The sequence below is a fragment of the Arcobacter thermotolerans genome (assembly GCF_983172305.1).
In genome coordinates, this window is the sequence record NZ_CFAFZJ010000001.1 from 222,805 (window position 1) to 246,430 (window position 23,626).

At 26.7% G+C, this 23,626-nt stretch carries 25 protein-coding genes; 8 read left to right on the forward strand and 17 right to left on the reverse strand.

The annotated features are described in order from the left end of the window. Nucleotide 1 precedes the first annotated feature (1 nt). The 3 genes from dxs (at nucleotide 2) to AC5LG6_RS01250 (ending at nucleotide 4,188) form a co-directional block, all read left to right on the forward strand. Nucleotides 2-1,804 carry a 1-deoxy-D-xylulose-5-phosphate synthase gene (gene dxs / locus AC5LG6_RS01240; RefSeq protein WP_498585486.1) on the forward strand — a complete coding sequence of 601 codons (1,803 nt, stop codon included), beginning with the start codon at nucleotides 2-4 and terminating at the stop codon, nucleotides 1,802-1,804. Nucleotides 1,805-1,931: 127 nt separating this feature from the next. Next, on the forward strand, nucleotides 1,932-2,954 hold the full coding sequence (locus AC5LG6_RS01245) for a cytochrome-c peroxidase (RefSeq protein WP_498585487.1): 1,023 nt from the start codon (nucleotides 1,932-1,934) through the stop codon (nucleotides 2,952-2,954). A 91-nt stretch (nucleotides 2,955-3,045) separates the two neighbouring features. Further along, on the forward strand, nucleotides 3,046-4,188 hold the full coding sequence (locus tag AC5LG6_RS01250; RefSeq protein ID WP_498585488.1) for an MFS transporter: 1,143 nt from the start codon (nucleotides 3,046-3,048) through the stop codon (nucleotides 4,186-4,188). Here AC5LG6_RS01250 and maf read toward each other — a convergent pair. Beyond that, entirely contained in the window at nucleotides 4,171-4,734 is a 564-nt protein-coding gene (gene maf / locus AC5LG6_RS01255) for a septum formation inhibitor Maf (RefSeq protein ID WP_498585489.1), read from the reverse strand. The genes AC5LG6_RS01250 and maf overlap by 18 nt on opposite strands. A gap of 68 nt (nucleotides 4,735-4,802) precedes the next feature. Here maf and AC5LG6_RS01260 point away from each other — a divergent pair, with 68 nt between their 5' ends. After that, on the forward strand, nucleotides 4,803-6,086 hold the full coding sequence (locus AC5LG6_RS01260; protein ID WP_498585490.1) for a tellurium resistance protein TerC: 1,284 nt from the start codon (nucleotides 4,803-4,805) through the stop codon (nucleotides 6,084-6,086). 11 nt (nucleotides 6,087-6,097) lie between these two features. Here AC5LG6_RS01260 and AC5LG6_RS01265 read toward each other — a convergent pair whose 3' ends face one another. Together AC5LG6_RS01265 and AC5LG6_RS01270 are read right to left on the reverse strand one after the other, a co-directional pair. Further along, nucleotides 6,098-6,673: an NlpC/P60 family protein gene (locus tag AC5LG6_RS01265; protein WP_066347147.1), complete on the reverse strand. Its 576-nt coding sequence runs from the start codon at nucleotides 6,671-6,673 to the stop codon at nucleotides 6,098-6,100. Nucleotides 6,674-6,755: 82 nt separating this feature from the next. Further along, nucleotides 6,756-7,412, reverse strand: coding sequence for a GDSL-type esterase/lipase family protein (locus tag AC5LG6_RS01270; RefSeq protein ID WP_260898422.1), 657 nt, complete (start codon nucleotides 7,410-7,412; stop codon nucleotides 6,756-6,758). 127 nt (nucleotides 7,413-7,539) lie between these two features. Between AC5LG6_RS01270 and AC5LG6_RS01275 the strand changes: the two genes are divergently transcribed. Continuing rightward, the gene (locus AC5LG6_RS01275; RefSeq protein ID WP_498585491.1) at nucleotides 7,540-8,949 is read left to right on the forward strand and encodes an anion permease; all 1,410 of its coding nucleotides are present in this window, start codon (nucleotides 7,540-7,542) and stop codon (nucleotides 8,947-8,949) included. Nucleotides 8,950-8,980: 31 nt separating this feature from the next. On the opposite strand, the gene AC5LG6_RS01280 is transcribed toward AC5LG6_RS01275, so the two are convergent. From AC5LG6_RS01280 to AC5LG6_RS01315, 8 genes are all read right to left on the reverse strand, one after another. After that, a complete protein-coding gene (locus tag AC5LG6_RS01280; RefSeq protein ID WP_498585492.1) occupies nucleotides 8,981-9,730 on the reverse strand; it encodes a sulfite exporter TauE/SafE family protein in 750 nt (249 codons plus the stop codon). A gap of 41 nt (nucleotides 9,731-9,771) precedes the next feature. Further along, the gene (dsbD, locus tag AC5LG6_RS01285; protein WP_498585493.1) at nucleotides 9,772-11,544 is read right to left on the reverse strand and encodes a protein-disulfide reductase DsbD; all 1,773 of its coding nucleotides are present in this window, start codon (nucleotides 11,542-11,544) and stop codon (nucleotides 9,772-9,774) included. Between the two features lie 9 nt (nucleotides 11,545-11,553). Then, on the reverse strand, nucleotides 11,554-11,913 hold the full coding sequence (locus tag AC5LG6_RS01290; RefSeq protein ID WP_066158034.1) for a thioredoxin family protein: 360 nt from the start codon (nucleotides 11,911-11,913) through the stop codon (nucleotides 11,554-11,556). Nucleotides 11,914-12,002: 89 nt separating this feature from the next. After that, nucleotides 12,003-12,935: a 30S ribosomal protein S6--L-glutamate ligase gene (gene rimK / locus AC5LG6_RS01295; RefSeq protein WP_498585494.1), complete on the reverse strand. Its 933-nt coding sequence runs from the start codon at nucleotides 12,933-12,935 to the stop codon at nucleotides 12,003-12,005. Nucleotide 12,936: 1 nt separating this feature from the next. Continuing rightward, nucleotides 12,937-13,359 (reverse strand): ATP-dependent zinc protease family protein, encoded by a 423-nt coding sequence (locus tag AC5LG6_RS01300; RefSeq protein WP_066158043.1) that lies wholly within the window; start codon nucleotides 13,357-13,359, stop codon nucleotides 12,937-12,939. Between the two features lie 50 nt (nucleotides 13,360-13,409). After that, entirely contained in the window at nucleotides 13,410-13,634 is a 225-nt protein-coding gene (locus AC5LG6_RS01305) for a hypothetical protein (protein WP_066158046.1), read from the reverse strand. A gap of 59 nt (nucleotides 13,635-13,693) precedes the next feature. After that, on the reverse strand, nucleotides 13,694-15,067 hold the full coding sequence (locus AC5LG6_RS01310; RefSeq protein WP_390863506.1) for an EAL domain-containing protein: 1,374 nt from the start codon (nucleotides 15,065-15,067) through the stop codon (nucleotides 13,694-13,696). Beyond that, nucleotides 15,054-15,857: a phosphatidylserine decarboxylase gene (locus AC5LG6_RS01315; RefSeq protein ID WP_186984549.1), complete on the reverse strand. Its 804-nt coding sequence runs from the start codon at nucleotides 15,855-15,857 to the stop codon at nucleotides 15,054-15,056. The genes AC5LG6_RS01310 and AC5LG6_RS01315 overlap by 14 nt, the downstream gene beginning before the upstream one ends. A 107-nt stretch (nucleotides 15,858-15,964) precedes the next feature. Here AC5LG6_RS01315 and AC5LG6_RS01320 point away from each other — a divergent pair, with 107 nt between their 5' ends. Beyond that, the gene (locus AC5LG6_RS01320) at nucleotides 15,965-16,207 is read left to right on the forward strand and encodes a hypothetical protein (RefSeq protein ID WP_066167143.1); all 243 of its coding nucleotides are present in this window, start codon (nucleotides 15,965-15,967) and stop codon (nucleotides 16,205-16,207) included. A gap of 32 nt (nucleotides 16,208-16,239) precedes the next feature. On the opposite strand, the gene mqnE is transcribed toward AC5LG6_RS01320, so the two are convergent. The 6 genes from mqnE to thiS form a co-directional block, all read right to left on the reverse strand. After that, nucleotides 16,240-17,301 (reverse strand): aminofutalosine synthase MqnE, encoded by a 1,062-nt coding sequence (gene mqnE / locus AC5LG6_RS01325; RefSeq protein ID WP_066222048.1) that lies wholly within the window; start codon nucleotides 17,299-17,301, stop codon nucleotides 16,240-16,242. A gap of 9 nt (nucleotides 17,302-17,310) precedes the next feature. Next, nucleotides 17,311-17,628: a hypothetical protein gene (locus AC5LG6_RS01330; protein ID WP_066167149.1), complete on the reverse strand. Its 318-nt coding sequence runs from the start codon at nucleotides 17,626-17,628 to the stop codon at nucleotides 17,311-17,313. Then, nucleotides 17,618-18,271 (reverse strand): carbonic anhydrase, encoded by a 654-nt coding sequence (locus AC5LG6_RS01335; RefSeq protein ID WP_066154129.1) that lies wholly within the window; start codon nucleotides 18,269-18,271, stop codon nucleotides 17,618-17,620. Before AC5LG6_RS01335 ends, AC5LG6_RS01330 begins: the two co-directional genes overlap by 11 nt. Beyond that, nucleotides 18,258-19,373, reverse strand: coding sequence for an aminotransferase class I/II-fold pyridoxal phosphate-dependent enzyme (locus AC5LG6_RS01340; RefSeq protein ID WP_081560725.1), 1,116 nt, complete (start codon nucleotides 19,371-19,373; stop codon nucleotides 18,258-18,260). Before AC5LG6_RS01340 ends, AC5LG6_RS01335 begins: the two co-directional genes overlap by 14 nt. A 161-nt stretch (nucleotides 19,374-19,534) precedes the next feature. Continuing rightward, nucleotides 19,535-19,867, reverse strand: a complete 333-nt coding sequence (locus AC5LG6_RS01345; RefSeq protein WP_066222036.1) for a YraN family protein — start codon at nucleotides 19,865-19,867, stop codon at nucleotides 19,535-19,537. A gap of 3 nt (nucleotides 19,868-19,870) precedes the next feature. Continuing rightward, nucleotides 19,871-20,071, reverse strand: a complete 201-nt coding sequence (gene thiS, locus AC5LG6_RS01350) for a sulfur carrier protein ThiS (RefSeq protein WP_066154121.1) — start codon at nucleotides 20,069-20,071, stop codon at nucleotides 19,871-19,873. A 124-nt stretch (nucleotides 20,072-20,195) separates the two neighbouring features. Between thiS and pyk the strand changes: the two genes are divergently transcribed. Continuing rightward, nucleotides 20,196-21,677 (forward strand): pyruvate kinase, encoded by a 1,482-nt coding sequence (pyk, locus tag AC5LG6_RS01355; RefSeq protein ID WP_498585495.1) that lies wholly within the window; start codon nucleotides 20,196-20,198, stop codon nucleotides 21,675-21,677. A 349-nt stretch (nucleotides 21,678-22,026) separates the two neighbouring features. After that, the gene (locus tag AC5LG6_RS01360; protein ID WP_434279970.1) at nucleotides 22,027-23,616 is read left to right on the forward strand and encodes a sensor histidine kinase; all 1,590 of its coding nucleotides are present in this window, start codon (nucleotides 22,027-22,029) and stop codon (nucleotides 23,614-23,616) included. Nucleotides 23,617-23,626 lie beyond the last annotated feature (10 nt).

Below are 23,626 nucleotides of genomic sequence, written 5' to 3' on the forward strand. Positions count from 1 at the left end.
GATGCAAATAAAAGGAAAATCATTAAAAGAGTTAGATGAGTTATCTTCTAAAATACGAGAGAGAATTATTGATGTTGTTTCAAGAAAAGGTGGACATTTTTCTTCAACTTTAGGTGCAGTTGAATTAACTATTGCAATGCATTATGTTTTTGATGTAGAAAATGACCCATTTATTTTTGATGTTTCACATCAATGTTATCCTCATAAACTTCTAACACAAAGATGGGAAGAGTTCGAAACTATTAGACAATTTGGTGGTTTAAGTGGTTTTACAAAACCAAATGAGAATAAAGCTGATTATTTCGTAGCTGGACATAGTTCAACTTCAATTTCTCTTGCTGTTGGAGCAGCAAAAGCTATAAAACTAAAAGGTGAAAATAGAGTCCCAGTTGTTATGATAGGCGATGGTTCTATGAGTGCTGGAATGGTTTATGAAGCTCTAAATGAATTAGGAGATTTAAAACTTCCAGTTGTAATAATTCTAAATGATAATGAAATGAGTATAGCAAAACCAATTGGTGCAATTTCAAAATATCTATCAAAACTTTTAGCTGGAAAATTTTATCAAAGTTTTAAAACAAGTGTTGATAAATTTATACGTAACAATATGCCAGAAGGTACAACATATCTAGCCAAAAGAGTTGAAAACTCTTTTAAATTAATAACTCCTGGAATTTTATTTGAGGAGATGGGAATTGATTATATTGGTCCTATTGATGGGCATGATATTGAAGAGATTATTGAAGTTTTAGAAATTGCCAAATCTATGAATAAACCTGTAATTGTTCATGCAAGAACAGTAAAAGGAAAAGGGTATAAAATTGCTGAAGGGCAACATGAGCATTGGCATGGAGTTGGACCTTTTAACGTTGAAGATGGTGAATTTATAAAAAAAGGTGTAGAAAAAAGTGCTACAGCAGTTTTTTCAGATGCACTTTTTAATTTAGCTTCTAAATATGAAAATATTGTTGGTGTAACTGCTGCCATGCCAAGTGGAACTGGTATGGATAAATTAATAAAAGAGTTTCCTTCTCGTTTTTGGGATGTAGCAATTGCCGAACAACATGCAATTACTTCAATGGCTGCAATGGCAAAAGAAGGATTTAAACCATTTGTTACAATATACTCTACATTTTTACAAAGAGGTTTTGACCAGATTATTCATGATGTTTGTATTATGAATCTGCCTGTTATATTTGCTATGGATAGAGCTGGAATTGTTGGAAATGATGGTGAAACACATCAAGGAGCTTTTGATATTAGCTTTTTAAGATTTATCCCAAATATGGTTTTATTTGCTCCAAGAGATAATGAAACATTAGAATACTCTTTAGAGTTTGCTTATACTTTAAATAGTCCTTGTGCTATTAGATATCCAAGAGGTGCATTTCCTAAACTTGATTTTAAAGCTTCAAAATTTGAATTAGGAAAATCAGAATTACTTAAAAATGGTAGTTCTAATAAACTCTTTATTGGATATGGAAGTGGTGTAGCAAAAGCAATTGAAGTTGAAAAATTACATAAAGAAGATATTGCTATTTTAGATTTAAGATTTGTAAAACCATTAGATATTGATACTTTAGTACTTTTATCAAAAAAATACCACTCTTGGTATATTTTTAGTGACTCATGTAAACAAGGTGGAGTTTTAAGTGCTATACTAGAAGCATTAAGTGAAAAAAACATTACAAATATATCTTTAAAATCTTTTGAATATGAAGATAGTTTTATAGAACATGGGGATACAAAAAGAGTTGAAGAATCATTACAACTGTTACCAACACAACTAGTAAATCTAATTTAAAACAAGACAAAATCTATCTTGTATTATAAGTTAAAATTATAATATTTTTTCAAAAAAACTATAAATTTAACTTTCATTTAATAATTTTTATCCTATGATTTATTAAATCATTTAGGAGGATTTTATTATGAAACTACAAATTTCTTTAGCACTACTTTTAGGTGCAAGTTCACTTTTTGCAAATGAATCTTTGATTACAAAAGCAAAAAATGCAGGTTTGGAAGCTATTCCTTCAAATAAACAAGTTTTAATGAAACTTATTGATGATCCAAAAGATCCAATTACAGATTCAAAAGTTGAGCTTGGGAAAAAGCTATATTTTGATCCAAGACTTTCAAGAAGTAATCTTATTTCATGTAACACATGTCATAACTTAGCTCTTGGTGGAGCGGATACAGTTCCAGCAGCAATAGGTCATGGTTGGACGGCAAACCCACACCACTTAAACTCTCCAACAGTTTATAATTCAGTATTTTTTAAAGCACAGTTTTGGGATGGAAGAAGTCCTCATTTAGCTGATCAAGCTGCTGGTCCTATTCAAGCAGGTCCAGAAATGGCTGCACCTCCAGCACTTGTTGTTGAGAGAATTAACTCGATTCCAGCTTATGTTGAAGAGTTTAAAAAAGCATATGGTAAAGATGTAAAAGTTGATTTTGATAAAATCACAGGAGCGATTGCTACATTTGAAAAAACTTTAGTTACTCCATCAAGATTTGATAAATTCTTAAATGGTGATACAAAAGCTTTAACTAAAGAGGAGCAAGAGGGTTTAACTACATTTTTAAACAAAGGTTGTACAGCTTGTCATACGGGAATTGCTCTTGGTGGAACAATGCAACCATTTCAAGTTGCAAATCAATATAAATTTATAACTGTTGGTGATTTTAAAGGTGATGAAAACGGTATGGTTAAAACTCCGACTCTTAGAAATATTACTGAAACTGCACCTTATTTCCACAATGGACAAATTTGGTTACTTGCTGATGCAGTAAAAGAGATGGGTTCTGTACAGTTGGGAATTAATATATCAGATGATGATGCAGCTAAAATTGTAACATTTTTAAAAGCGCTAAAAGGTACTAAACCAGCTATTACTTATCCACAACTTCCAGAATCAACAGATTCTACTCCAAAACCATCATTTGATTAATAAGATTAGGGATTAAGCCCTAATCTTATAGTTTTGCTTAACTATAAACAAATCCTTTTAAGAGTAAAATCCACTTTTAAAAGGATATTATTTGAAAAGTAATTTGTTAATTATTATTTATGGTCTTATTGTTACAATGTCTGTTATGTATGCAACACAACCTCTTCAGCCGCTTCTTGCATCAAAATTTAATATATCTATTATAGAAGCTTCACAATTTACAGCAGTTATTCTATTTTTCCTAGCAGTTGCTCCAATAATTTATGGATATATTTTAGAAAAAGTAAATGCAAAAAAAATGTTAATAAATGCTTCAATAGTTTTGCTTATTACAAATATTTTATTAGGATTGTCTCAAAATTATGAATTATTTTTATTTTTTAGAGTTTGTGAAGCGCTAGTAATTCCAGCTATTCTAACATCTTTAATGAGTATTTTGGCAAATATAGATAGTGAAAATATAAAATTTAATATGTCTATTTATGTTGCAGGAACAGTTTTTGGAGGACTAGTAGGAAGAATTTTTTCTGGATTTATTGCTACTACTTTTTCATACGAATATGTATTTTATTCTCTATCTGTTGCAATACTTATATCTATTTTATTAATAAGAAAATTAGATTTTAACGGGGATGCAAATATTATAAAACCTAGAATTTCAGATGTTATAAATATATTAAAAGATAAAAGATTTTTAATAATCTACTTCATAATGTTTTTTGTATTTTTTGTATTTTCTGGAGTTTTAAATGTTTTACCATTTCGTGCAAAAGAGATATCAAATAATGTTTCAGAGTTTCAAATTGCCCTTTTATATTTGGGATATGGTATGGGAATTTTGGTATCTCTTACATCAAAAAAGATTGTATCATTTTTTAAAGGTGAAATAAATACAATATTTATTGCTATTATTTTTTATATCTTTTCAATTATTTTTTTATTAAATAATAATATTTTATATCTATTCGTATTTTTATTTTTAGTTTGTATAGGAATGTTTACAACTCATACAGTTAGTACTCAACTTGCAAACTCAATGAAAAGTTCACAAAAATCACTTACATCTGGAATGTATCTTACTTTTTACTATTTAGGAGGAGCAAGTGGTTCAATTATACCTTCATATATTTACAAGGCTTTTGGTTGGAATATTATGCTAACTATTTTTATATTTTTAATTATTATTGTAGCATTAGTTGTTTTTTTTAATAGAAAATTATTTAAAACTATTTGAATTTAAAAATGGAATTAATTTTTCTATACTAAGCCCCATAGCTGTACTTTCCAAACCTTTTACGCTTTTTATGTATGGTTTACAAAAACCTTCAACCATAATTGCACCTGCTTTTCCAAAACACTCTCCGCTCTTTAAATACTCTTCCATATCTTTTTTATTAAATTCCATAAAATCATAAGTCGTAATAGATATATCAATTACCTCTATATTTTTACTTTTGAAAATAAAGCAAGAAATTACACTTGTTTTACTTCCACTTTGAAGCTCTAACATATATTTTGCATCATTATAATCTTTTGGTTTACGAAGAAGTTTTTCTTGGGATGTTACAACACTATCAGCCACAAGCAAAGGGATATCTTCTACTCCAAATTTTGAATAAAGCTCATCAAATTTTCCCTTTGTAGCCAAATAACAAAACTCTTTTGGATTTGTAGTTTTTATACTATCTTCATCAAAATTGCCACCATTTTGTATAAATTCTATATTAAAAGCTTCTAAAATTTTAGCTCTTGTAGGAGAGTTTGAACCTAATCGTATCAAATAAAGTCCTTTTTTATTTGGATTATACTAAGTTTTTATATAATACGATTTTAATAAAAAGGTTTTAAATGCTTTATTTGTCAAGATTTGGCGGAGTTTTTATATTTTTAAGTTTTATTTTCTCTATTTATTCATATTTTTTTGATAGTAAATTAAAAATTATTTCAGTTGTTTTTATTTGGTTTGCTTCATTGATACTATTTTTTACAATAAAATCAAAAAAACTTATATTAACTCTACTATTTTTTACAACTATTGCATTTTTATATAGCTACTTTAATAATTTTTATATAGATATTGAAAAATCATTTAGTGTAAATTTGTATCTCTTAACCCTTTTAATTAGTGTTGGATTTTTGAAATTAATAACAGCTCCTAGAAAAGATAAAGAGGAGTTGCCTCGTGGAAAAATCTCTTTTATTAAAACTTATTTGGGAATTCATCTATTTGGTTCTATTATAAATCTATCTGCACTACTTTTAGTTGCTGATAAAATGTATAAAAAATCAAAACTATCACCTTTACAAATTATTGTTTTAACAAGATCCTTTGCAAGTGATGCTTATTGGTCACCTTTTTTTGTAGCTTTTGCAGCAGCTTTAACATATGCTCCAAATCTAAATGCTTTTTCAATAATCTCATTTGGTACAGTTATAGCTTTTATAGCATTTTTTATTACATATCTTGAAGTAATAAAAAGTAAATTTGATTTAGATAGTTTTTATGGTTATCCTCTATCTTTACAAACATTATATTTACCTCTTATATTAGCTTTTTTTGTTCTAATAACTCACTATTTGTATGAAGATTTTAAAATAATATTATTAATATCATCTTTTGCTTTTTTACTTACAATATTTATTTTACCAATAAAAAAAGGTTTAAAAAATAGTCTTAAAATTTTAAAGTTTCATATAATAGATGAATTACCAAAAATGAAGAGTGAAATATCTCTTTTTTTAGTTGCAGGATTATTTGGAATAATGGCTGGAAGTGTTCTTTTAGGACTTAATTTTAATTTACCATTTGAAGTTTTTGATTATAAAGTTGCTGCAGTTACACTTTTAATATTTATTATTTTAGCTTTTGTTGGAATTCATCCTATTATCTCTATATCAATTTTAGGAGATTTTTTTGTTGGAGCAAATCATACACTACTTGCTATGACATTTTTAATGGCTTGGGCAACAACAGTATCAACTTCTCCAATATCTGGATTAAATCTTACAATGAGTGCTAGATATAGCTGTAATCCAAAAGAGATATTTAAACTTAATATCTTTTATGCTATTAAAATGTATATTGTTTGTGTGATTTTACTTTTTTGTATGTCTAAATTTTTAGAGATTTAAAATATATAAAATTATTTTAAAACTCTTGTAGCTTTCCAATATCTATTTCTAAAATAATCATCATCCATCTTAGAGATTGTAACTCCAATTTTTGTAGAAGCATGCATAAACTGACCATTGTCAATATAAATACCTACATGCTTTGTTTTTCCTGTATGAAAGAATACTAAATCACCCATTTGTAATTCACTCTTTTTAATAGTTGTTCCAACAAGTGATTGAGATCTACTATCTCTTGGAAGCTTTAAATCAAATTTTTCTAAAATAGCTTTTTGAACAAATCCAGAACAATCTATACCTTTTTTTGTGTATCCACCCATTCTGTATTTTGTCCCTTTCCACTCATTATAAAAACTAAATAGCTCATTATTTATAGTCATATCTCTTTTTGACATATATTTTGAATATGTAATATCATCAATAAAATTATGATTTTTTAAATGCTTTTGTTCTTGACTTAATTTACCATCGTATGAATATTTATTGTCTGGAGTAGAGAGGTTATTTTGACTTGTAGAGGTTGTTGCACAACCAGAGAAAATGAAACTAAATAAAACAATTGTAAGTAAACTGGCCCTTATTTTCATACTTTCTCCCTTTTGTCAAAATAAAATGTTTTTGATTGTACAAAAAAACAAATCAAATTGTCAAGCAATATTGATTGTTTTTTTAATATTTAAGCTTTTTTAAAGTTTCTATCCATAATTTGTATGCATCTGCATTTAAATGTAAATCATCTTTTGTGAAACTCTTCAAAAGAGTTTTTTGTGGTGCAAAAATTGGATTTAAATTTATAAAAACAATTTTATTACTTTTTGCAAACTCTTCTAAATTTTGATTTAGTTTTTCAATTTTTACATTAAAATTTTGTTTTCTACTCTCTCCTATATATAATGTAGATTGAATAATAACTTCTATATTTTTATCTTGAAAGAATTTTAAAATTTTCTTATAATTTTCAAAAACTATATCTTCACTAACTCCTCTCATAATATCATTTACACCAATCATTATAAAGACTCTTTTAGTATTTGGATTTAAAGTATAAAGTCTATCTAAGACTCCACTTGTTGTATCTCCACTAATACCTCTATTTTGAACTACCTTTCCCCAAAGTTCACTCCACTCCCCTTCATCAGTAATAGAATCACCCAACATCATAATTTCAATATTGTTTCTATCTTTTAACATCTCAAATTGACTAACTTTGTGTTTATAATAAGGATCATTTTGAATCTTCCACTCTTCAGATTTTTTTACTTCATCTGCACTAGATGTAACAAAAAACATTCCTATAAAAAATGTAATTAATAACTTATTTTTCAATATAACTCCTAATTTTTTAATAAAGTATAGCAAATATTCTATTATAAAATATTATTTAAATTAATCTTATAATCTATATGTAATAAATTTATATTATAATTTCTTAATTTTTTTATTAGGAGGTTTTATGTCAAGTAAAAATATAAAATTACTTGTACCTGTATTATTGGCATTAATTATTTGGTTCATACCAGCACCAGAAGGCTTAAGCGTTGAAGCTTGGAGATTTTTTGGTATATTCTTAGCTGTAATTATTGGTTTAATTTTAGAACCAATTCCAGCAGCTCTTATAGGTTTTGCTGGTATCTCTCTTATTGCTGTTTTAGGTTTAATGGGAAATTCAGGTGAGAGTATTAAATGGGCTCTATCTGGTTTTTCAAACACTACAATATGGCTAATATTCGCAGCATTTATGTTTGCAGCTGGTTATAAAAAAACTGGTCTAGGAAAAAGAATATCTTTGTTAATGGTTAAATATATGGGGAAAAGCACATTAGGCTTAGGTTATGCAGTTGCATTTTCTGATTTAGTTTTAGCTCCATTTATGACATCAAATACAGCAAGAAGCGGTGGGACAATTTACCCTGTTGCTATTAATATTCCACAAATTTTCAACTCTTTACCAGATCATGAGCCACGTAAAATTGGTGCATATATCTCTTGGGTTGCAATAGCATCAACATGCGTAACAAGTTCTATGTTTTTAACTGCTCTTGCTCCAAATGTTTTAGCAGTTGGAATGGTTGCTCAACATGATGCACATATTATTGTTCCTTGGATAGAATGGGCAAAAATAATGGTTCCATTAATGATACCTCTATTCTTATTAACTCCATGGCTTACATATGTAATCTATCCACCAACTCAAAAAAAATCTCCTGAAGCACCAGCTTGGGCTGCAGAGGAGTTAAAAAAATTAGGTAGTGTAACTTTTAAAGAATACTTAATGTTGGGTCTTGCAATTCTTGCTCTTGTTCTATGGATATTTGGTAGCGAAGTTGGTATAAATGCTACAACAACTGCTATTTGCATTGTTTCAATAATTATTCTATCTGGTATTTTGACATGGGATGATTTACTTTCAGATAAAGCTGCTTTTAATGTATTTATATGGTTTGCTACTTTAGTTGCTTTAGCAGATGGTTTAAGAAAAATTGGTTTAATCAAATATCTTGAGACAAATATATCAAGTGTATTTGGAGATATTAATTTAACTGTAGCAATAATCTCTTTGATTGTAGTATTTTATATTGCTCATTACTTCTTTGCTAGTACAACAGCACATGTAAGTGCTTTACTTCCAGTATTTATTACTATTGCTGTATCTATTTTACCAGCAGAGCAAATTCTTCCATTTACTATTCTTCTTTTAGGAAGTTTAGGTGTTATGGGAATTATTACTCCTTACGGTTGTGGTCCTTCTCCTATTTGGTATGGAGCTGGATATATTTCACAAGCAAAATGGTGGTCTTTAGGAGCAATTTTTGGTGCTATTTATCTTATTCCTATAATTATTGGTGTATTTATATTTATATAATATATTATGAAGATGGGCTAATATCCCATCTTCAATTTAAAAAAGTTTGTAAAATCAAAGCTATTGCCATCAAAAATAAAAAAGCTTTTATAAATTTAAAGTAACTATCTGAAGCTATCTTTTTTCTTAAATTAAAACCTATCATCAAACAGATTCCAACAATTAAAAGATTATATAAAGATATTTCTAATATCTCTTGAGTAAATGAACCATGAGCTATGAAAATAGCTATTTGAATAATTTTCCCAAACATAAAACAGAGATTTGTAGATTGAATTATCTCTTTTTTACTATGTCTTGATTCTAAAGAATAGATAATTAAAACTAATGCCATAACATTTGTTAAACCACCAATAACTCCAGCACTTAAACCAAAAATAAAAGTTGCTAAATTTGGTTTACTTCTTACCCAAGGCATTTCAAAAGATATTTTTTGACTAAAAAGATAAAAAAGAATTGAAATTGCTAAAAGAAATTTAAATATTTCAGAATTGCTATAAATCAAAATTTGTGTTCCTATTGCACTTCCAATCATTGCAATAATAGCCAAAAGATAAAACCTTTTTATGGTTTGTAAAAAATTTCCTTCAATAATTAATACACTTAAATTTAATACTAAAGTAGGAATTGCAACATATATAACAGCTGTTTTCATATCTGTAACCATTGCAAGAAGAGGAGTTGCTATCATAGGAAAGCCAAACCCAATAGTAGCTTGAACTAATGCCGATAAAAAAATAACAATAGAAGTAAAAATTAAAAATTCTGTAGTAAATTCCATAATAAATCCTAAAAAAAGGATCTATTATATATTAAAGATATTTAATTCTTGAAGTTTTTATCTAAAATTTCTAAAAACTCTTTTGGATTTTTATAACCAACTATTTTTGCACTTTTTACCTCTTGTTTATTTTCATCCCAAAAAATAAGTGCAGGAGGTCCTACAACTCCAAATTTCTTTTGTATTGCCTTATCATCTTCACTATTTTGAGTAACATCTACTTTTAAAAGTGTAAAATTTTGAAGTCTTTTAATAACCTCATCATTTTTAAAAGTAATCTCATCTAACTCTTTGCATGAGATACACCAATTTGCCCAAAAATCCAGAATTACAGGTTTTGAAGATTTTAAAATAGCATCCTCAAGTTGTGCAATATTTTGAATTTTAATAAACTTTAATTCATCTTGTTTTGAAAGGGAAACTTTACTTGTAAATTTATCAAGTGGTTTTAGAGGATTTGTTGCTCCACTTACAGCACCAACAAGTAAAATAGCTCCTAAAATCGTTAAAACTTTTGAAATACTTTTTACAATAATATGAGTATATATCTTTAAATAAACTCCAAAAGAGATAAATAAAAATGCCCATAAATACATAGTTACTGTTGGATTAATTACTCTATCAAGTAGCCAAATAGCAACACCTAGCATAATTATTCCAAATATTTTTGTAACACCTTCCATCCAGCCACCTGGCTTTGGCATAAACTTTCCAGCCCCTAATCCTATAAGTAAAAGTGGAACTCCCATTCCTAAACTCATTACAAAAAGCGCAACTCCACCAAGAAGTGCATCTCCTGTTTGTCCTATATAAACTAAAGCACCAGCAAGAGGAGGAGCAACACAAGGACCAACAATTAAAGCGGATAAAAATCCCATAATTGCAATTCCTAACATTCCTTGCTTCTCTTTACCATCAGTTGTTTTATTTATCTTTGTTTGTAAAGATGCTGGAAGTCTTATTTCAAAATATCCAAACATTGAAAAAGCAAGAGCAATAAATACAAATGCAAAAACAACCAATACATAAGGGTTTTGTAAACTAGCTTGCAAATTTGCACCAAAAATTCCTGCAATAATTCCTGCTAATGAATATGCAAAACTCATAGCTAAAACATAAACAAAAGACATTAAGAAGCCTTTTTTAGCGCTCATACTCTCATTTTGTGAAGCTTTAACAATAATAGAAGACAAAATTGGAATCATAGGAAAGACACAAGGTGTAAATGCTAATAAAAGACCAAATCCAAAAAATGTTGCAACTACTAATAAAAAACTACTATCTTTAAAGGTTGCAGCTATATTATCTGTTTCACTTAAATTTTCATTCTCTTGTTTTAAAGAAGATATTACTTCATCTTTTTGTTTTATATCTTCTTTAACTTCTTCTTTTAAATCAGCTTCAAAAAATATAACTTGTTTTTCAACCATTGGAGCATAACAAAGCCCTGCTTTTGAACAACCTTGAAATTTGAACTCAATTTCATACTTATTTGAATCTAGTTTTGATTTTAATAAACTATATGGAATTTCAATATTTAAATCATCAAAATGAACAATAAATCCATCATAAGGAACTGGTTTTGGAAGTTTCAAATCTTTTAAAAGTTCTACTTTTTTTGGTTTTGTAATATTAACTTGAAGCTTATCATCATATAAATAGATATCTTTGCCTAGCTCTATTTTTATATTTAAACTATTTTCATTTTTTATAAAATCTACTTTAAATGCCTCTTCTGGTTCTAAAACTTTATTTCCAATTTCTAAAGAAAATGAGTAAATAAAAAGCATTAAAAGAATTACTATCTTTTTCATATAAATCCCCTATTTAAAATCTTTTTTTGAACTATCTAAAAGCTCTTGAGATGTTTGTATTCCTACATACTCTTTAATTGGTTTTCCATCTTTAAAATAGATTAAAGTTGGTAACTTTTTTACACCATATTTTTTTGCTAAAACTAATTGATCTTCAATATTTACTTTAAAAATTTCAATACCATCAGGTTTTATAATCTCGAAATCTTCTAAATTATTTGCCAAAATCTTACAAGGTGGACACCAAGATGCATAAAAATCTATAATTGCATTTTTACCTTTAATCTTTTCATCAAAATTATCAACTGTTAACTCTTCATAAGAAAATAAAAAGTTTGTAAATATTAAAAAAACTATAACTTTTCGCATATATATCCTTTAAAAAATTAGATTATATATTAGATTAGTAAATGAATAGTTTAAATTAAATATTATATTTACTTATAATATTTATTTTATTATGCGCCTATACTATCTTTTTTAATTTTTCTTTTTGTTGGATTTGTTGGACAATTTGGTTTTATATTTTGCTCTATATAGTCCATTATTTTTAATGCTACATTTATATTTGTTGATTTTTCAATTCCTTCTAACCCAGGACTTGAGTTTACTTCCATAACCAAAGGTCCTCTTTTTGAACTTATCATATCAACTCCACAAACTCCAAGTCCCATAGATTTAGCAGCAGCAAGAGCTATACTTTTCTCTTTTCTATTTAATTTATATACACTAGCACTTCCACCTTGATGAAGGTTTGATCTAAAATCACCTTCTGAACCTTGTCTCTTCATAGTAGCAACTACTTCACCATTAACCACAAAAACTCTTATATCGCTTCCACTAGCCTCTTCAATATACTCTTGAACAAGCAAATTTACATCCATTCCATAAAAAGCATCAAGAACAGATTTTGCTGCTTTTTTACTATCAACTAAAACAACTCCAACACCTTGAGTTCCTTCTAAAATTTTTAAAACTAAAGGCGTTCCACCACTTAATGCTATTACATCTTTTGCATTTGATTTATTTGAGGCAAAAACTGTTCTTGGTAAATCCACTCCATTTTTTGATAGAACTTGAAGACTTCTTAACTTATCTCTACTTCTTGTAAGTGCCAAATTTCCAGTCGTTGAGAATACATCTTGCATCTCAAAGTGTCTTACTATTGCTGCACCAAAAAATGTTCTACTTGCTCCAATTCGTGGAATTATTGCATCTGGAACTTTTAAAATTTCTCCCTCATAATTTACAACAAGCTCATTTTTCATAATCTCTATTGTACATTTTAAATAATCAATAACTCGTACTTCCCAACCCTTATTTAAAGCCTCTTCAAATAATCTTTTTGTCGAATATAAATTTTCATTTCTTGATAAAATATAAACCAACATACTATTTTCCTTTTGTTAAATTCTTTTTTGAAACATCAACCAAAAATCTATCTTTTAAAAACTTTCTTCCTATTAACATAGGATATTTCATATCAGAACGATTTGTTAATGAAACTACAGTTTGATAGACTTTTCCAGCAAATTTTACTTGAACTTTTATGGATGCTCTAGTTTGAACAACTCCATTTGAGCTTTTTACACTCTTTGTTTTATACAGTGGTATTTTTAATTTTTTTCCATGGTATGAAGGATGAATCTTATCTAATAATTTAAAATGTACAAAGTTATCTTCGTCCACAAATATATCATCACAATGAAGAGAATTTGAGTAAGCTCCTGTATCAATTTTTGCATCTAAATCAAAAAGCTCTAAATCCAAAATAGATATAGTTTCTACTCTTCCAATAGTTTTTAGTTGCGACATAAAACCCCCTAAATATAGAAGGAATTATATCACAATATATTTTTTTAGCTCTATTTTTTTAAATTTTTTGCTTTATTTAAAGCTTCTATTAATCCATCTATATTTTCATAAGGAATATGTGCTTTCCACTGAACATCTTCACCATTTAATGCAATTGCAATACTTACTATATCAGCTGTATTTGCACCATATGGCTCAGTTACATTTGAAATAACAATTTTTCCTTTTTTTGTACCTGCTAAATCAAGCTCTTCTATTTTTGTAATCGTACTCATCTTTTCTCCTTTTATATTTTGATAAAATTTATCCAAAAAATACTTTTTATAAGATTAATTTATGAAAAATCCTCATCTGGTTTTCCAAAATAGTAACCTTGAAATTCATCTACATTCAAATCAAATAAAATATTAAAAATCTCTTCATTATGTACATATTCAGCAATAGTTTTAATATCTAAAGTTTTACTAAAAGCAATTATTGATTTTACAATCTCATAAGAGTTGTTATCTTTATCTATATTTTTTATTAAACTTCCATCAATCTTTAAATAATCTGGTTTAAGTCTTATTATTCTAATAAAATTTGAATAACCACTTCCAAAATCATCTATGGCTATTTTTACACCTAATTTTTTATATTTTAAAACAAACTCTTCTAAAAAATCATAGTCACTTAAGTTTTCACTCTCTAAAATCTCAAAAACAAGCCTATTTCTATCTTCAAACTTTAATTTTTCTAAAACATTATCTAAATAATCTATAAATTCATAATTCAAAATATCTTTAAAGCTCAAGTTTATAGTTATTTGTTTTTGTGTTTTCATAAGATTATCTAAACTTTTTGAGATAATAATTTTTGAAAGTTCCAAATACTGTTTTGTCTTAAATGAAATTCCTAAAAATTTATCAGGAGTAAGAATAATAGCTTCATTATTAGAATCAAAATCTCTTATTCTCATCAAAGATTCATATTTTATTACTTCTTTTTTTCTATTTACTATTGGTTGATAAAAAGGAATGATTTTATTTTCACTAACTGCATTTTTTATCTTTTCGCGCCAATAAAGTGACTGTATTATAAGCTCTTTTGAATCAAGTTCATTATTATAAACAAAATAACTTTGATTTAATGATTTTGCTTTTTTTAAAGCCATAGCTGCAGTTAATATGGGCTCTTCTTGAAAAATTGAAATTCCCATAGTCATAGATACAACAATATCAACATTCAATTTATCAACAAAAATTTTTCGATTTAAAAATGTTTTATTTAACTCTTCAATTAAAATAAAAATATCTTCAAATGGTATATTACTTATATTTGTAAGAGCAAAAATATCACCACTTAATCTATATGCAACTACATCATGAGTTTTTTCAAACTCTTTTAAAATATTTGATAGCTCTTTTAAAACCTCTTCAGCATTTATAAATCCATAAAGTTCATTTAAATCTTCAAAAGCATCTACATCAAGTAAAATAGCAACAACAGAATCTTTTCCTTTTATACTATCTTCAAGAGATTTTCTATTTTTAAGACCTGTAAGCTCATCTTTATAAAGTCTCTCTTCTACCTCTTTTTTTGCATTATCAATAATTTTCTTACGAATATTTTTTTCGTTTTTTAGTTCTCTTATATATAAAATTATAAAAAAAAGAGCTAAAAATGTGGTTGCAAATAAGAGAGTATTTAGCAAATCAATATTTTGCAATTTTTTGACCAAATTTTACATTTTGATTTAATAAGTTTTCTAAAACAACAAAATCTTTTTCCCAAATCATTACAACTGTAGAACCCATTTTAAAATAACCTAAACAGTCAGCTTTTGAGATTTCAATATTCTCATATGTATAAACTTTTATCTCTTTTGTATCTTTATTTGTTTCCACTCTTGGCTCAAATTCAAATACCATTTGACCAACATTTAAAGCACCAACAAAAACCATATAAAAGATTTTTCCATCTTTTTCACACTCTAAAACAACTCTTTCATTTTGAACAAAAAGCTCAAGTTCTTTATTTAGATATTTTAAATTTACAGGATATAGTTTTCCAGGTACATGAATTAGTTTTTTTAACTTAAAATCAACTGGCGCATGGTATCTATGGTAATCTCTTGGTGATAAATAAAAATTCATAAATTCACCATTTTCTAATTTTGAGAAATTATCTCTACAATAATAAGTAAGAAGCTCTTCAACACTATACTCCATACCTTTTATTTGTAAAGCTGTATCATTTTTTAGCTTTCCACACTCTGTAATTAAACTATCAGTTGGCGATATAAAAATATCTTTTGAGCTATCTATCTCTCTTTTTATTATCAAATCTCTTGTGAAAAGTTCATTTAAAGATTTGTAATGTTTTGAATTTTTAAACTCTTTTAAATCTAGTTTCATAAATTTTGTATAAGCACCATTTATGAACTCTTGAATAGGTCTTGGAAACTCTTTTTTCGCAAATTTACCAAAATATTGTGATAGTAGATTTGTAATATGCATATATTCCCCCGTAATAATTAATACTTTATTCTAACTTTTTTTTACTATTTTGTTGCTTTAATAAATTTTTTGATAAGCTTTCCACTTTAAAATTTAAAGGTAAAATAATGTATAAAATATTAATTCAAGATAAATGTAAATGTTTTTTAAATAGTAATTTAAATGGTAGCTTTGAGTTTTCCTCAAAAGATGATGCTCTTTTTAAAGCAATTGAAATAAAAAATATTATGAATAAAACTTTTTGTAAAAAACACAACTTCCAAATACAAGAGATGTTTAATAATTTGGTAATAAAATTTTACAAAGATGAACCTCTTAGCTCTTGCTGTGGAAATGGTTGTTGTATGTAATATATAAAGAACTAAAATTTATTAAATAACTTTTAATAAATTTTCAGTTCATTATAAACACTATCTCTTTCAACTGGAATAAATCCAGAGTTTTTTATTAAATCAACAAACTCATTTTGAGCAACACCATGTTTGCTTTTTGCTCCAGCTGCACTTTGTATTGACTCTTTTTCTATTGTTCCATCAACATCATTTGCACCAAATTCTTGAGCTATAAGAGCTAATTTTACAGTAGAAGTTGCCCAATATGCCTTAATATTTGGAATATTATCAAGTAAAATTCGTGAAACTGCGTAAGTTTTTAAAATTTCATTTGCAGTTACTGGCTCTTTTACTTTTAAATAGTTATTTTCTGTTTGAAAAACTAAAGGGATAAATGCATTAAATCCACCTGTAATATCTTGAAGATCTCTTAATCTTAAAATATGATCAACTCTATGTTCTCTTGTTTCAATATGTCCAAAAAGCATAGTTGCATTACTTTTTTTACCCTTACTATGCCAAAGTTTATGAATTTCTAACCATTGCTCTGAGCTTACTTTTCCACCGCAGATTCTTTTTCGCACCTTTTCATCAAAAATCTCAGCTCCACCACCTGGCATTGAATCAACACCACTTTTAATCATTGTATCAATAAGTTCTTCATAGCTCAAATTATATTGTGTACTTAAAAAATGAATTTCAGCAGCTGTAAGAGCTTTTATATGTATATTTGGGAAATCTTTTTTAATTTTTTTAAATATATCCATATACCATTCTAGTCCAGTATGTGGATTGTGAGCAGAAACTATATGAACCTCTTTTATTCCATTTTTAGATGAGTTTTTTACAGTTTCTAAAATCTCTTCATGACTTAAAGTATATTGGTCTGGGTTTTTTCTACTTGCACTATATGCGCAAAATTGACAAACATCTTTACAAATATTTGTTGGATTTATATGTCTATTTATATTAAAATATGTCTTTTTTTGATGTTTTGCAACTCTTATTTTATTTGCATAATCTCCTAAAGTTAAAACATCTAAATCAAAAAGATTAACTCCATCTTCATAGTTTAACCTAGTACCATTTTCTAATTTATCAATCAAAGTCATATTATCCTCTTATTTACAATCAAAATCTTTTGTATATGTTTTATCTTTTTGTTTAGATACAAAACCTATACAAGTTTTATTTAAAGTGTTATCAAAAAATGTTAGCTTATAAACATAACTTTTCTCTTTAGTTATAGTATCTTCAACATTAATCCTATTTACTACTTTTAAATTTTTTATATCTTTATGTCCTAAGTCACTTAAAACTTCATTGAATTTTTGATTTTTTAAAACTTCCAACCAAATAAATATAAAAATTCCCAAAGCAATAATAATAGATATTATAACAATAGTTTTTTTAGGTAATTTTCTTGTTTCATAACTCATTTTTAAACTCTTCTAGTGGTTTAAATGTACAATCACTTCCATCATAAAATTCTATACTTCCATTTTCTATTTTATAGTACCAACCATGAATTTGAAGTGTTCCCTCTTTTATTCTTCTAACAATATATGGGAAAGTCAAAAGGTTTTCCATTTGATAAACAATAGATACTTTTTCAGTTGTTCTATATAGTTGTTCTTTATCATTTTTATCAAGTGTTGCTAAAAGCGTATACTCTTTTGCTTTTTTTCCTAATTCTAGCCATTTTTTAACATTTATCAAATCAGGACCATCTCCTAAATCTTGGTACAAACTCTTACAAGCTCCACAATGAGAGTGTCCACAAACAATAATATGTTTAACTTCTAAAACATTTACAGCATATTCAATAACAGCACTTGTTCCGTGAAAATCTTCATCAGGATTATATGGTGGAACAAAATTTCCAACATTTCTAAGAGTAAACATATCTCCAGGTCTTGTATCTAAAACCAACTCAGGAGTAACTCTACTATCACTACAACCAATAAACAAAATATCTGGATTTTGTCCCTCTTTTGATAATTGTTTTAAATCTGTTTCATATTTCGAAAATCTAACTTCTCTAAATTTTTTGTTACCTTTGATTAAATCATTTATTTGCATTTAAATCCTTTATTAAATTGCAAGCTTTTTTCAGCTCATCAGAATTTATATCAATCTTCGCAATGAGTCGAATAATCGCATTTTTAACTGTTGGTTGCCTTATTGCACCAACCAAAAAACCATTTTCTTTTAAGATTTTTTGTATCTTTAAAACTTTTTTATTGTCATTTACTAGTATTGGAATTATAAGCGATTTTGAGCTTATTCCTAAATAGCCTTGGATTATACTTAAGTTATCCTTAATTTTTTGCTTTAATTTTTCTTTATTTCTTAAAATATATTTTAAACTTTCATACCCTAAAGCTGTATCAAAAAGAGAGGGAGCTGTTGAATAAATAATTGGTTTTGCCCTATTTTGTAAAAATTCTATTATGCTTTTTGAAGATAAAATATATGCTCCATACGAACCATAAGCTTTACCTAAAGTACCCATTTTTATGTGGTTATTTTCTATTTTAATATTGTAATAATCAAAAATTCCCAAAAGATTTTCACCAATAACACCTGAACTATGAGCTTCATCAACAATCAATAATGTATTATATTTTTTTGACAAATCAAAAATCTCTTTTTTTGCAATATTTCCGCTCATTGAGTAAACACCTTCAATGGCTATAATTTTTCGTCCTTTTGATGTACAATCTTTTAATTTATCTTCTAAATCTTTTTCATCATTATGAAAAAAAGTTACAACTTGATTTTTAGGAAGAAGTTTAGAAGCTAATATTCCACTTGCATGATAATCTTCATCTATAAAAAGTGTATCACCTTTTCTAACTAAACTTTCTATCATAGAGATATTTGCTAAAAATCCACTTCCAACAATAACTCCTTTTTCAAAACCATTTGCTTTACAGAGTAATTTTTCAAATTTTTTATGAATTTTAGAATAACCATTTACAAGCATAGATGCTTTTGGAGAAAAATAGTGATTTTTATAAACTCTTTTAAATGCTTTTTTAAAAAGCTTCCTATTTTGTGCAAGTCCAAGATAATCATTTGAAGCAAGATCAAATAAATCTTTTCTAAAAACAACTCTTTTTCTAAATCTATTTGATTTTTTTATAATCTCTAACTCTTTTTCGTACAACACCCTCTCCATAAGTAATTTTAGATATGTAAAAATAGCTTAAAAGTAAATTTTGAAAATATTTTTATAAAATGCTAGTTTACTGCTATTAAAATAAATTATAATTCTTTTGTACTACAAAAGTATATACAATAAAACCAAAGGTGTTTCTGCGACCTTCACCTTTGGTCTTTCTACATAGTAATATTTTCCAAAATTTCAATTGAATCATCATTTACAATAATTGCATCAATACAAAATGCTACATCTAATTTTTTTATTTGTAAATAATAATCTACACTTCTTTTTATTTTTGATAATTTAGATTTTGTCAAATTTTGAACTGCTGCCTCAAAACTGTTAGCAGATTTTACTTCACAAAAATGATAAATATTATCTTTTTTTGCAACAATATCAATCTCTCCTAGCTTTTTAGCATAAAAATTTGTCTCTACTATTATATAATTTAAGTCAATTAAAAAAGATATTGCTCTTTTTTCAGCAAAATCTCCTTTTTCTCGACTCATAAATCATCCACCACCAACAAAATTTAAAAGTTCTATTGTGTCGTTATCTTTTGGTATATAACTACTCCAACTCTCTTTTTTAACAATATCCATATTTACAGCACAAGCCATAACTTTATCTTCAATATTGAGATTTTGTATAATCTCTTTTAGGCTTAAATTATCCTCTAAAATTTTATCTTGCCCATTTATAATAACTTTCATCTTCTTCCTAATAATATTATCCCAAATTATACTAATATTCATCTTATATCTATTTTATAGTAATTTGTAATTAAAAAGTAATCAATAATTTAATATAATAATAAATCAAAATAGGAGATATTTTATGGATAAAAAAACAAAAATTTTAGCAACACTAGGACCTTCTAGTAACAGTTTGGAAATGATAGAGAAATTAATTGATGCTGGTGCAAATATGTTTAGATTAAATTTTTCACATGGTAGCCATGAATACCATCAAGAAACTCTAGATAATATTAGACAAGCTATGCAAAATAAGAAAAAAATCGTAGGAATTTTACAAGATATTTCAGGACCAAAAATAAGAGTTGGTGAGTTAAAAGAAGCTTTTTTATTGGAAGCTGGTGACACTGTAACTTTTGAAAAAGAAGAGGTTATTGGATATAAAAAAGGACCTAAAGAGTATGTTGTATCTATAAATTATCCATATATTTTAGAAAAAATAAAAATTGATGAATACATCTATTTATACGACGGAATTATTAGAGCAAAAGTTATAGAAACAAATCCAAAAGTAAAAGCTGAAATTGAAAATAGTGGAACATTAAGTTCAAGAAAAGGAGTTAATTTTCCAAATACAATTATTGATATTGAAGTTATTACAAAAAAAGATGAAGCTGATATTGCATGGGGTGTAAAAAATAGAGTTGACTATTTTGCAATATCATTTGTACAAAATGCAAAAGATATGAGAAGAGCAAGAGAACTTTTAGGTGATTATAAAGGTAAATTGATAGCAAAAATTGAAAAATTTGATGCTGTTTCAAATATTGATGAAATTATTGAAGTAAGTGATGGAATAATGGTTGCACGAGGTGATTTAGGAATTGAAGTTCCATATTATGATGTTCCTACAATTCAAAAAATGTTAATAAAAAAATCAAATGCAAAAGGAATTCCTGTAATTACTGCAACTCAAATGCTTTTATCAATGACGCAAAATGAAAGAGCAACAAGAGCTGAAATATCTGACGTCGCAAATGCTGTTTTAGATGGAACAGATATTGTAATGTTAAGTGAAGAGAGTGCAGTTGGAGAAAATCCTGTAAATGTTGTTGAAACTATGCACAATATCATAAAACAAACAGAAAAAATATTTGACCATGAAAAAAGATATAAATTTACATATCTTGATGAGTTCGATGTAATTCAAGCAACTGTTACAAAACTTGCAGATGATTTAAGTGCAGATGGTATTTTATCACTTACAAGTAGTGGAAATTCGGCTAGAAAGATGTCAAGATATAGACCAATAACTCCATTATACACATTTGCTCATGATAAAGAGACTCTTACAGGTCTAACTGCTCTTTGGGGAGTTCAACCAATTACAACTGTAAAAGAGGCTCAAGCTTCAAAAATGATTCAAAGAATGTTAAGAAGCTTAGAAAAAAGAGAAATTTTAAATAAAAAAGGATTATATATATGTACTGTTGGTTATCCTGTTGGGATTCCAGGAAGTACGAATACTATAAAAATTTTAACTCCTAGTGAAATAGAGTTTTACTTAAACTTTAAAGAAAATAGAGAAAAAATCAAAACTGAAAAAAAAGTAAATTTAGCATAAAAAAAAGAGAGGCTTACCTCTCTTTTTAAATTAGATGAATATAGAATAAGGTATGCCTTCTATATCAATAAAAACATTATTATTCAACTTTATCCAGTCCTTGTCATCATCCTCTTAAAACTCTTCATCGATATAATCATAAAAAGTAGTTCTTGCCCCTAAATCATCTGATGACCAGAAATCTATTATATATAAATCTCCTAAATTAATAGAACTATTCAAAGTAATTTCCTTGTTCGTTTTTATTAACCTTTTCGGCAAAATAATTATATATAACACAAATGTCAATCAAATGGCAAAATTACTAATTTAAACTAATTTTGAGTAGAATTATCTTTTAGGAGTAAAATTGAATATAAAACTACCAAAATCATCAACTTTATTATTTGTAAATATATTAATTTTCTTATTTATTACACTATTTGCATATTTTATACTACAAGAAAATATAAAATTAAATAACTCAAAAAATCAAGAGATACTTTTTTTCAAAATAAAGGATAAAAGCTCTGCTCTTTTAACAAAAGTTTTGCAAAAGTATCATAATAAAAAAGAGTTTATAAAAGAGAGACACCAAGTAGCTTTAACTCTTTTAGAAAAAGGATTAGATGTCGATAGTATAAAAATAATTTTAAATAAAGATTTAGAATATAATAAATTTGAAATTTCTATATTAAGTAAAGATTTAATAATTGAAGATAGTTCAATTTTTACAGATATAGGAACCGACCTATCTTTACTTAAAAAACAGTTTAAAAAATTTGAAAGCAGTCAAGAAATAAAAGTATCAATCCCAGAATACTCTTTAGAACTTCTAAAATTTTTAAGTTATTCAACTTCTAGTTTAAAAAATGGTAAATATTTGCAAATATCGTACTCTTATGATGAATTTATTGGCGAACTAAGAGAGATTCAAGAGTTTATAAATAATACTCCTATTATTGAAAAATCTATATCATATATTATATCTGATGATTATGTTGGAAATTTTGCTTTCAAAACTATACCTTCACATAAAAAAACAATTGAAGAGTTAGAAAGTAGATTAAAAAAAGGAAGTGAACTTTTAGGCGTTTTAGGAGGAAATAGTTATATTTCATACTATAAAACAGTTGACAATAAGAAACTTCATATAGCTTATTTACTTCAAAATAGTCCAATTTATACCGATGCAGAAATTTTATTTTGTATTGTTTTTGATGAGAATAAATTTATGAGAGATATTTTGTATCTAAAGTTAGTTTCATTTTTTGTTTTTATTGCTGGAGCAACTGCTATATATCTTACTTATAAACTAAGAACAAAAGAGCTACTTTTAAACTATAAAGATAAATTTATTGCACACTCTATTCATGAAATAAAAACTCCACTATCAATTATTACAATAAATATTCAACTAAGAGAGAAACTTTATGGTGAAGACAAATATACAAAAAAGATAGATGGAGCTTTAAAAACTTTAGAAAATTCATATGAAGATATGACTTTTCTTCATACAAAAGATAAAATTGAGTACGAAATTGTTGAAATAAATCTTCAAAAAGCACTAGAAAATCGTGTAAAGTATTTTAGCACAATTGCAGATTGTCAAAATAGAAAAATAGAACTTATAACTAACAATAATTTTTATCCAAAAATGAGTAAAATAGAGCTAAACAGATTGGTTGATAACAATATTTCAAATGCTATAAAATATTCAAACATTGGTTCCACTATATCTATAATTTTAAAAGATAATATCCTTGAATTTCACTCAAAAGGTGCTAAAATAGAAAATCCAAAAGGAATCTTTAAAAAATATAAAAGAGAAGACAAAAATACAGGTGGACATGGTCTGGGATTAGCAATAGTTAGTGATATTTGTAAAAAATATAATTTTGAAATAGAGGTTTTAAGTCAAAACTCTATAAATACTTTTAGATATATTCTAAACAATTAATAATTTTAGG

Excerpts from the sequence above, each read along its gene's own strand:
- pyk (WP_498585495.1), top strand. The coding sequence starts at position 20,196 with ATGGATAAAAAAACAAAAATTTTAGCAACACTAGGACCTTCTAGTAAC.
- AC5LG6_RS01265 (WP_066347147.1), bottom strand. The coding sequence starts at position 6,673 with ATGAAAATAAGGGCCAGTTTACTTACAATTGTTTTATTTAGTTTCATT.
- AC5LG6_RS01280 (WP_498585492.1), bottom strand. The coding sequence starts at position 9,730 with ATGGAATTTACTACAGAATTTTTAATTTTTACTTCTATTGTTATTTTT.
- dsbD (WP_498585493.1), bottom strand. The coding sequence starts at position 11,544 with ATGAAAAAGATAGTAATTCTTTTAATGCTTTTTATTTACTCATTTTCT.
- AC5LG6_RS01275 (WP_498585491.1), top strand. The coding sequence starts at position 7,540 with ATGTCAAGTAAAAATATAAAATTACTTGTACCTGTATTATTGGCATTA.
- mqnE (WP_066222048.1), bottom strand. The coding sequence starts at position 17,301 with ATGACTTTGATTGATAAATTAGAAAATGGTACTAGGTTAAACTATGAA.
- dxs (WP_498585486.1), top strand. The coding sequence starts at position 2 with ATGCAAATAAAAGGAAAATCATTAAAAGAGTTAGATGAGTTATCTTCT.
- AC5LG6_RS01245 (WP_498585487.1), top strand. The coding sequence starts at position 1,932 with ATGAAACTACAAATTTCTTTAGCACTACTTTTAGGTGCAAGTTCACTT.
- AC5LG6_RS01345 (WP_066222036.1), bottom strand. The coding sequence starts at position 19,867 with ATGAGTCGAGAAAAAGGAGATTTTGCTGAAAAAAGAGCAATATCTTTT.
- rimK (WP_498585494.1), bottom strand. The coding sequence starts at position 12,935 with ATGTTGGTTTATATTTTATCAAGAAATGAAAATTTATATTCGACAAAA.
- AC5LG6_RS01290 (WP_066158034.1), bottom strand. The coding sequence starts at position 11,913 with ATGCGAAAAGTTATAGTTTTTTTAATATTTACAAACTTTTTATTTTCT.
- AC5LG6_RS01340 (WP_081560725.1), bottom strand. The coding sequence starts at position 19,373 with ATGGAGAGGGTGTTGTACGAAAAAGAGTTAGAGATTATAAAAAAATCA.
- AC5LG6_RS01260 (WP_498585490.1), top strand. The coding sequence starts at position 4,803 with ATGCTTTATTTGTCAAGATTTGGCGGAGTTTTTATATTTTTAAGTTTT.
- AC5LG6_RS01320 (WP_066167143.1), top strand. The coding sequence starts at position 15,965 with ATGTATAAAATATTAATTCAAGATAAATGTAAATGTTTTTTAAATAGT.
- AC5LG6_RS01315 (WP_186984549.1), bottom strand. The coding sequence starts at position 15,857 with ATGCATATTACAAATCTACTATCACAATATTTTGGTAAATTTGCGAAA.
- thiS (WP_066154121.1), bottom strand. The coding sequence starts at position 20,071 with ATGAAAGTTATTATAAATGGGCAAGATAAAATTTTAGAGGATAATTTA.
- AC5LG6_RS01305 (WP_066158046.1), bottom strand. The coding sequence starts at position 13,634 with ATGAGTACGATTACAAAAATAGAAGAGCTTGATTTAGCAGGTACAAAA.
- AC5LG6_RS01330 (WP_066167149.1), bottom strand. The coding sequence starts at position 17,628 with ATGAGTTATGAAACAAGAAAATTACCTAAAAAAACTATTGTTATAATA.
- AC5LG6_RS01335 (WP_066154129.1), bottom strand. The coding sequence starts at position 18,271 with ATGCAAATAAATGATTTAATCAAAGGTAACAAAAAATTTAGAGAAGTT.
- AC5LG6_RS01300 (WP_066158043.1), bottom strand. The coding sequence starts at position 13,359 with ATGTCGCAACTAAAAACTATTGGAAGAGTAGAAACTATATCTATTTTG.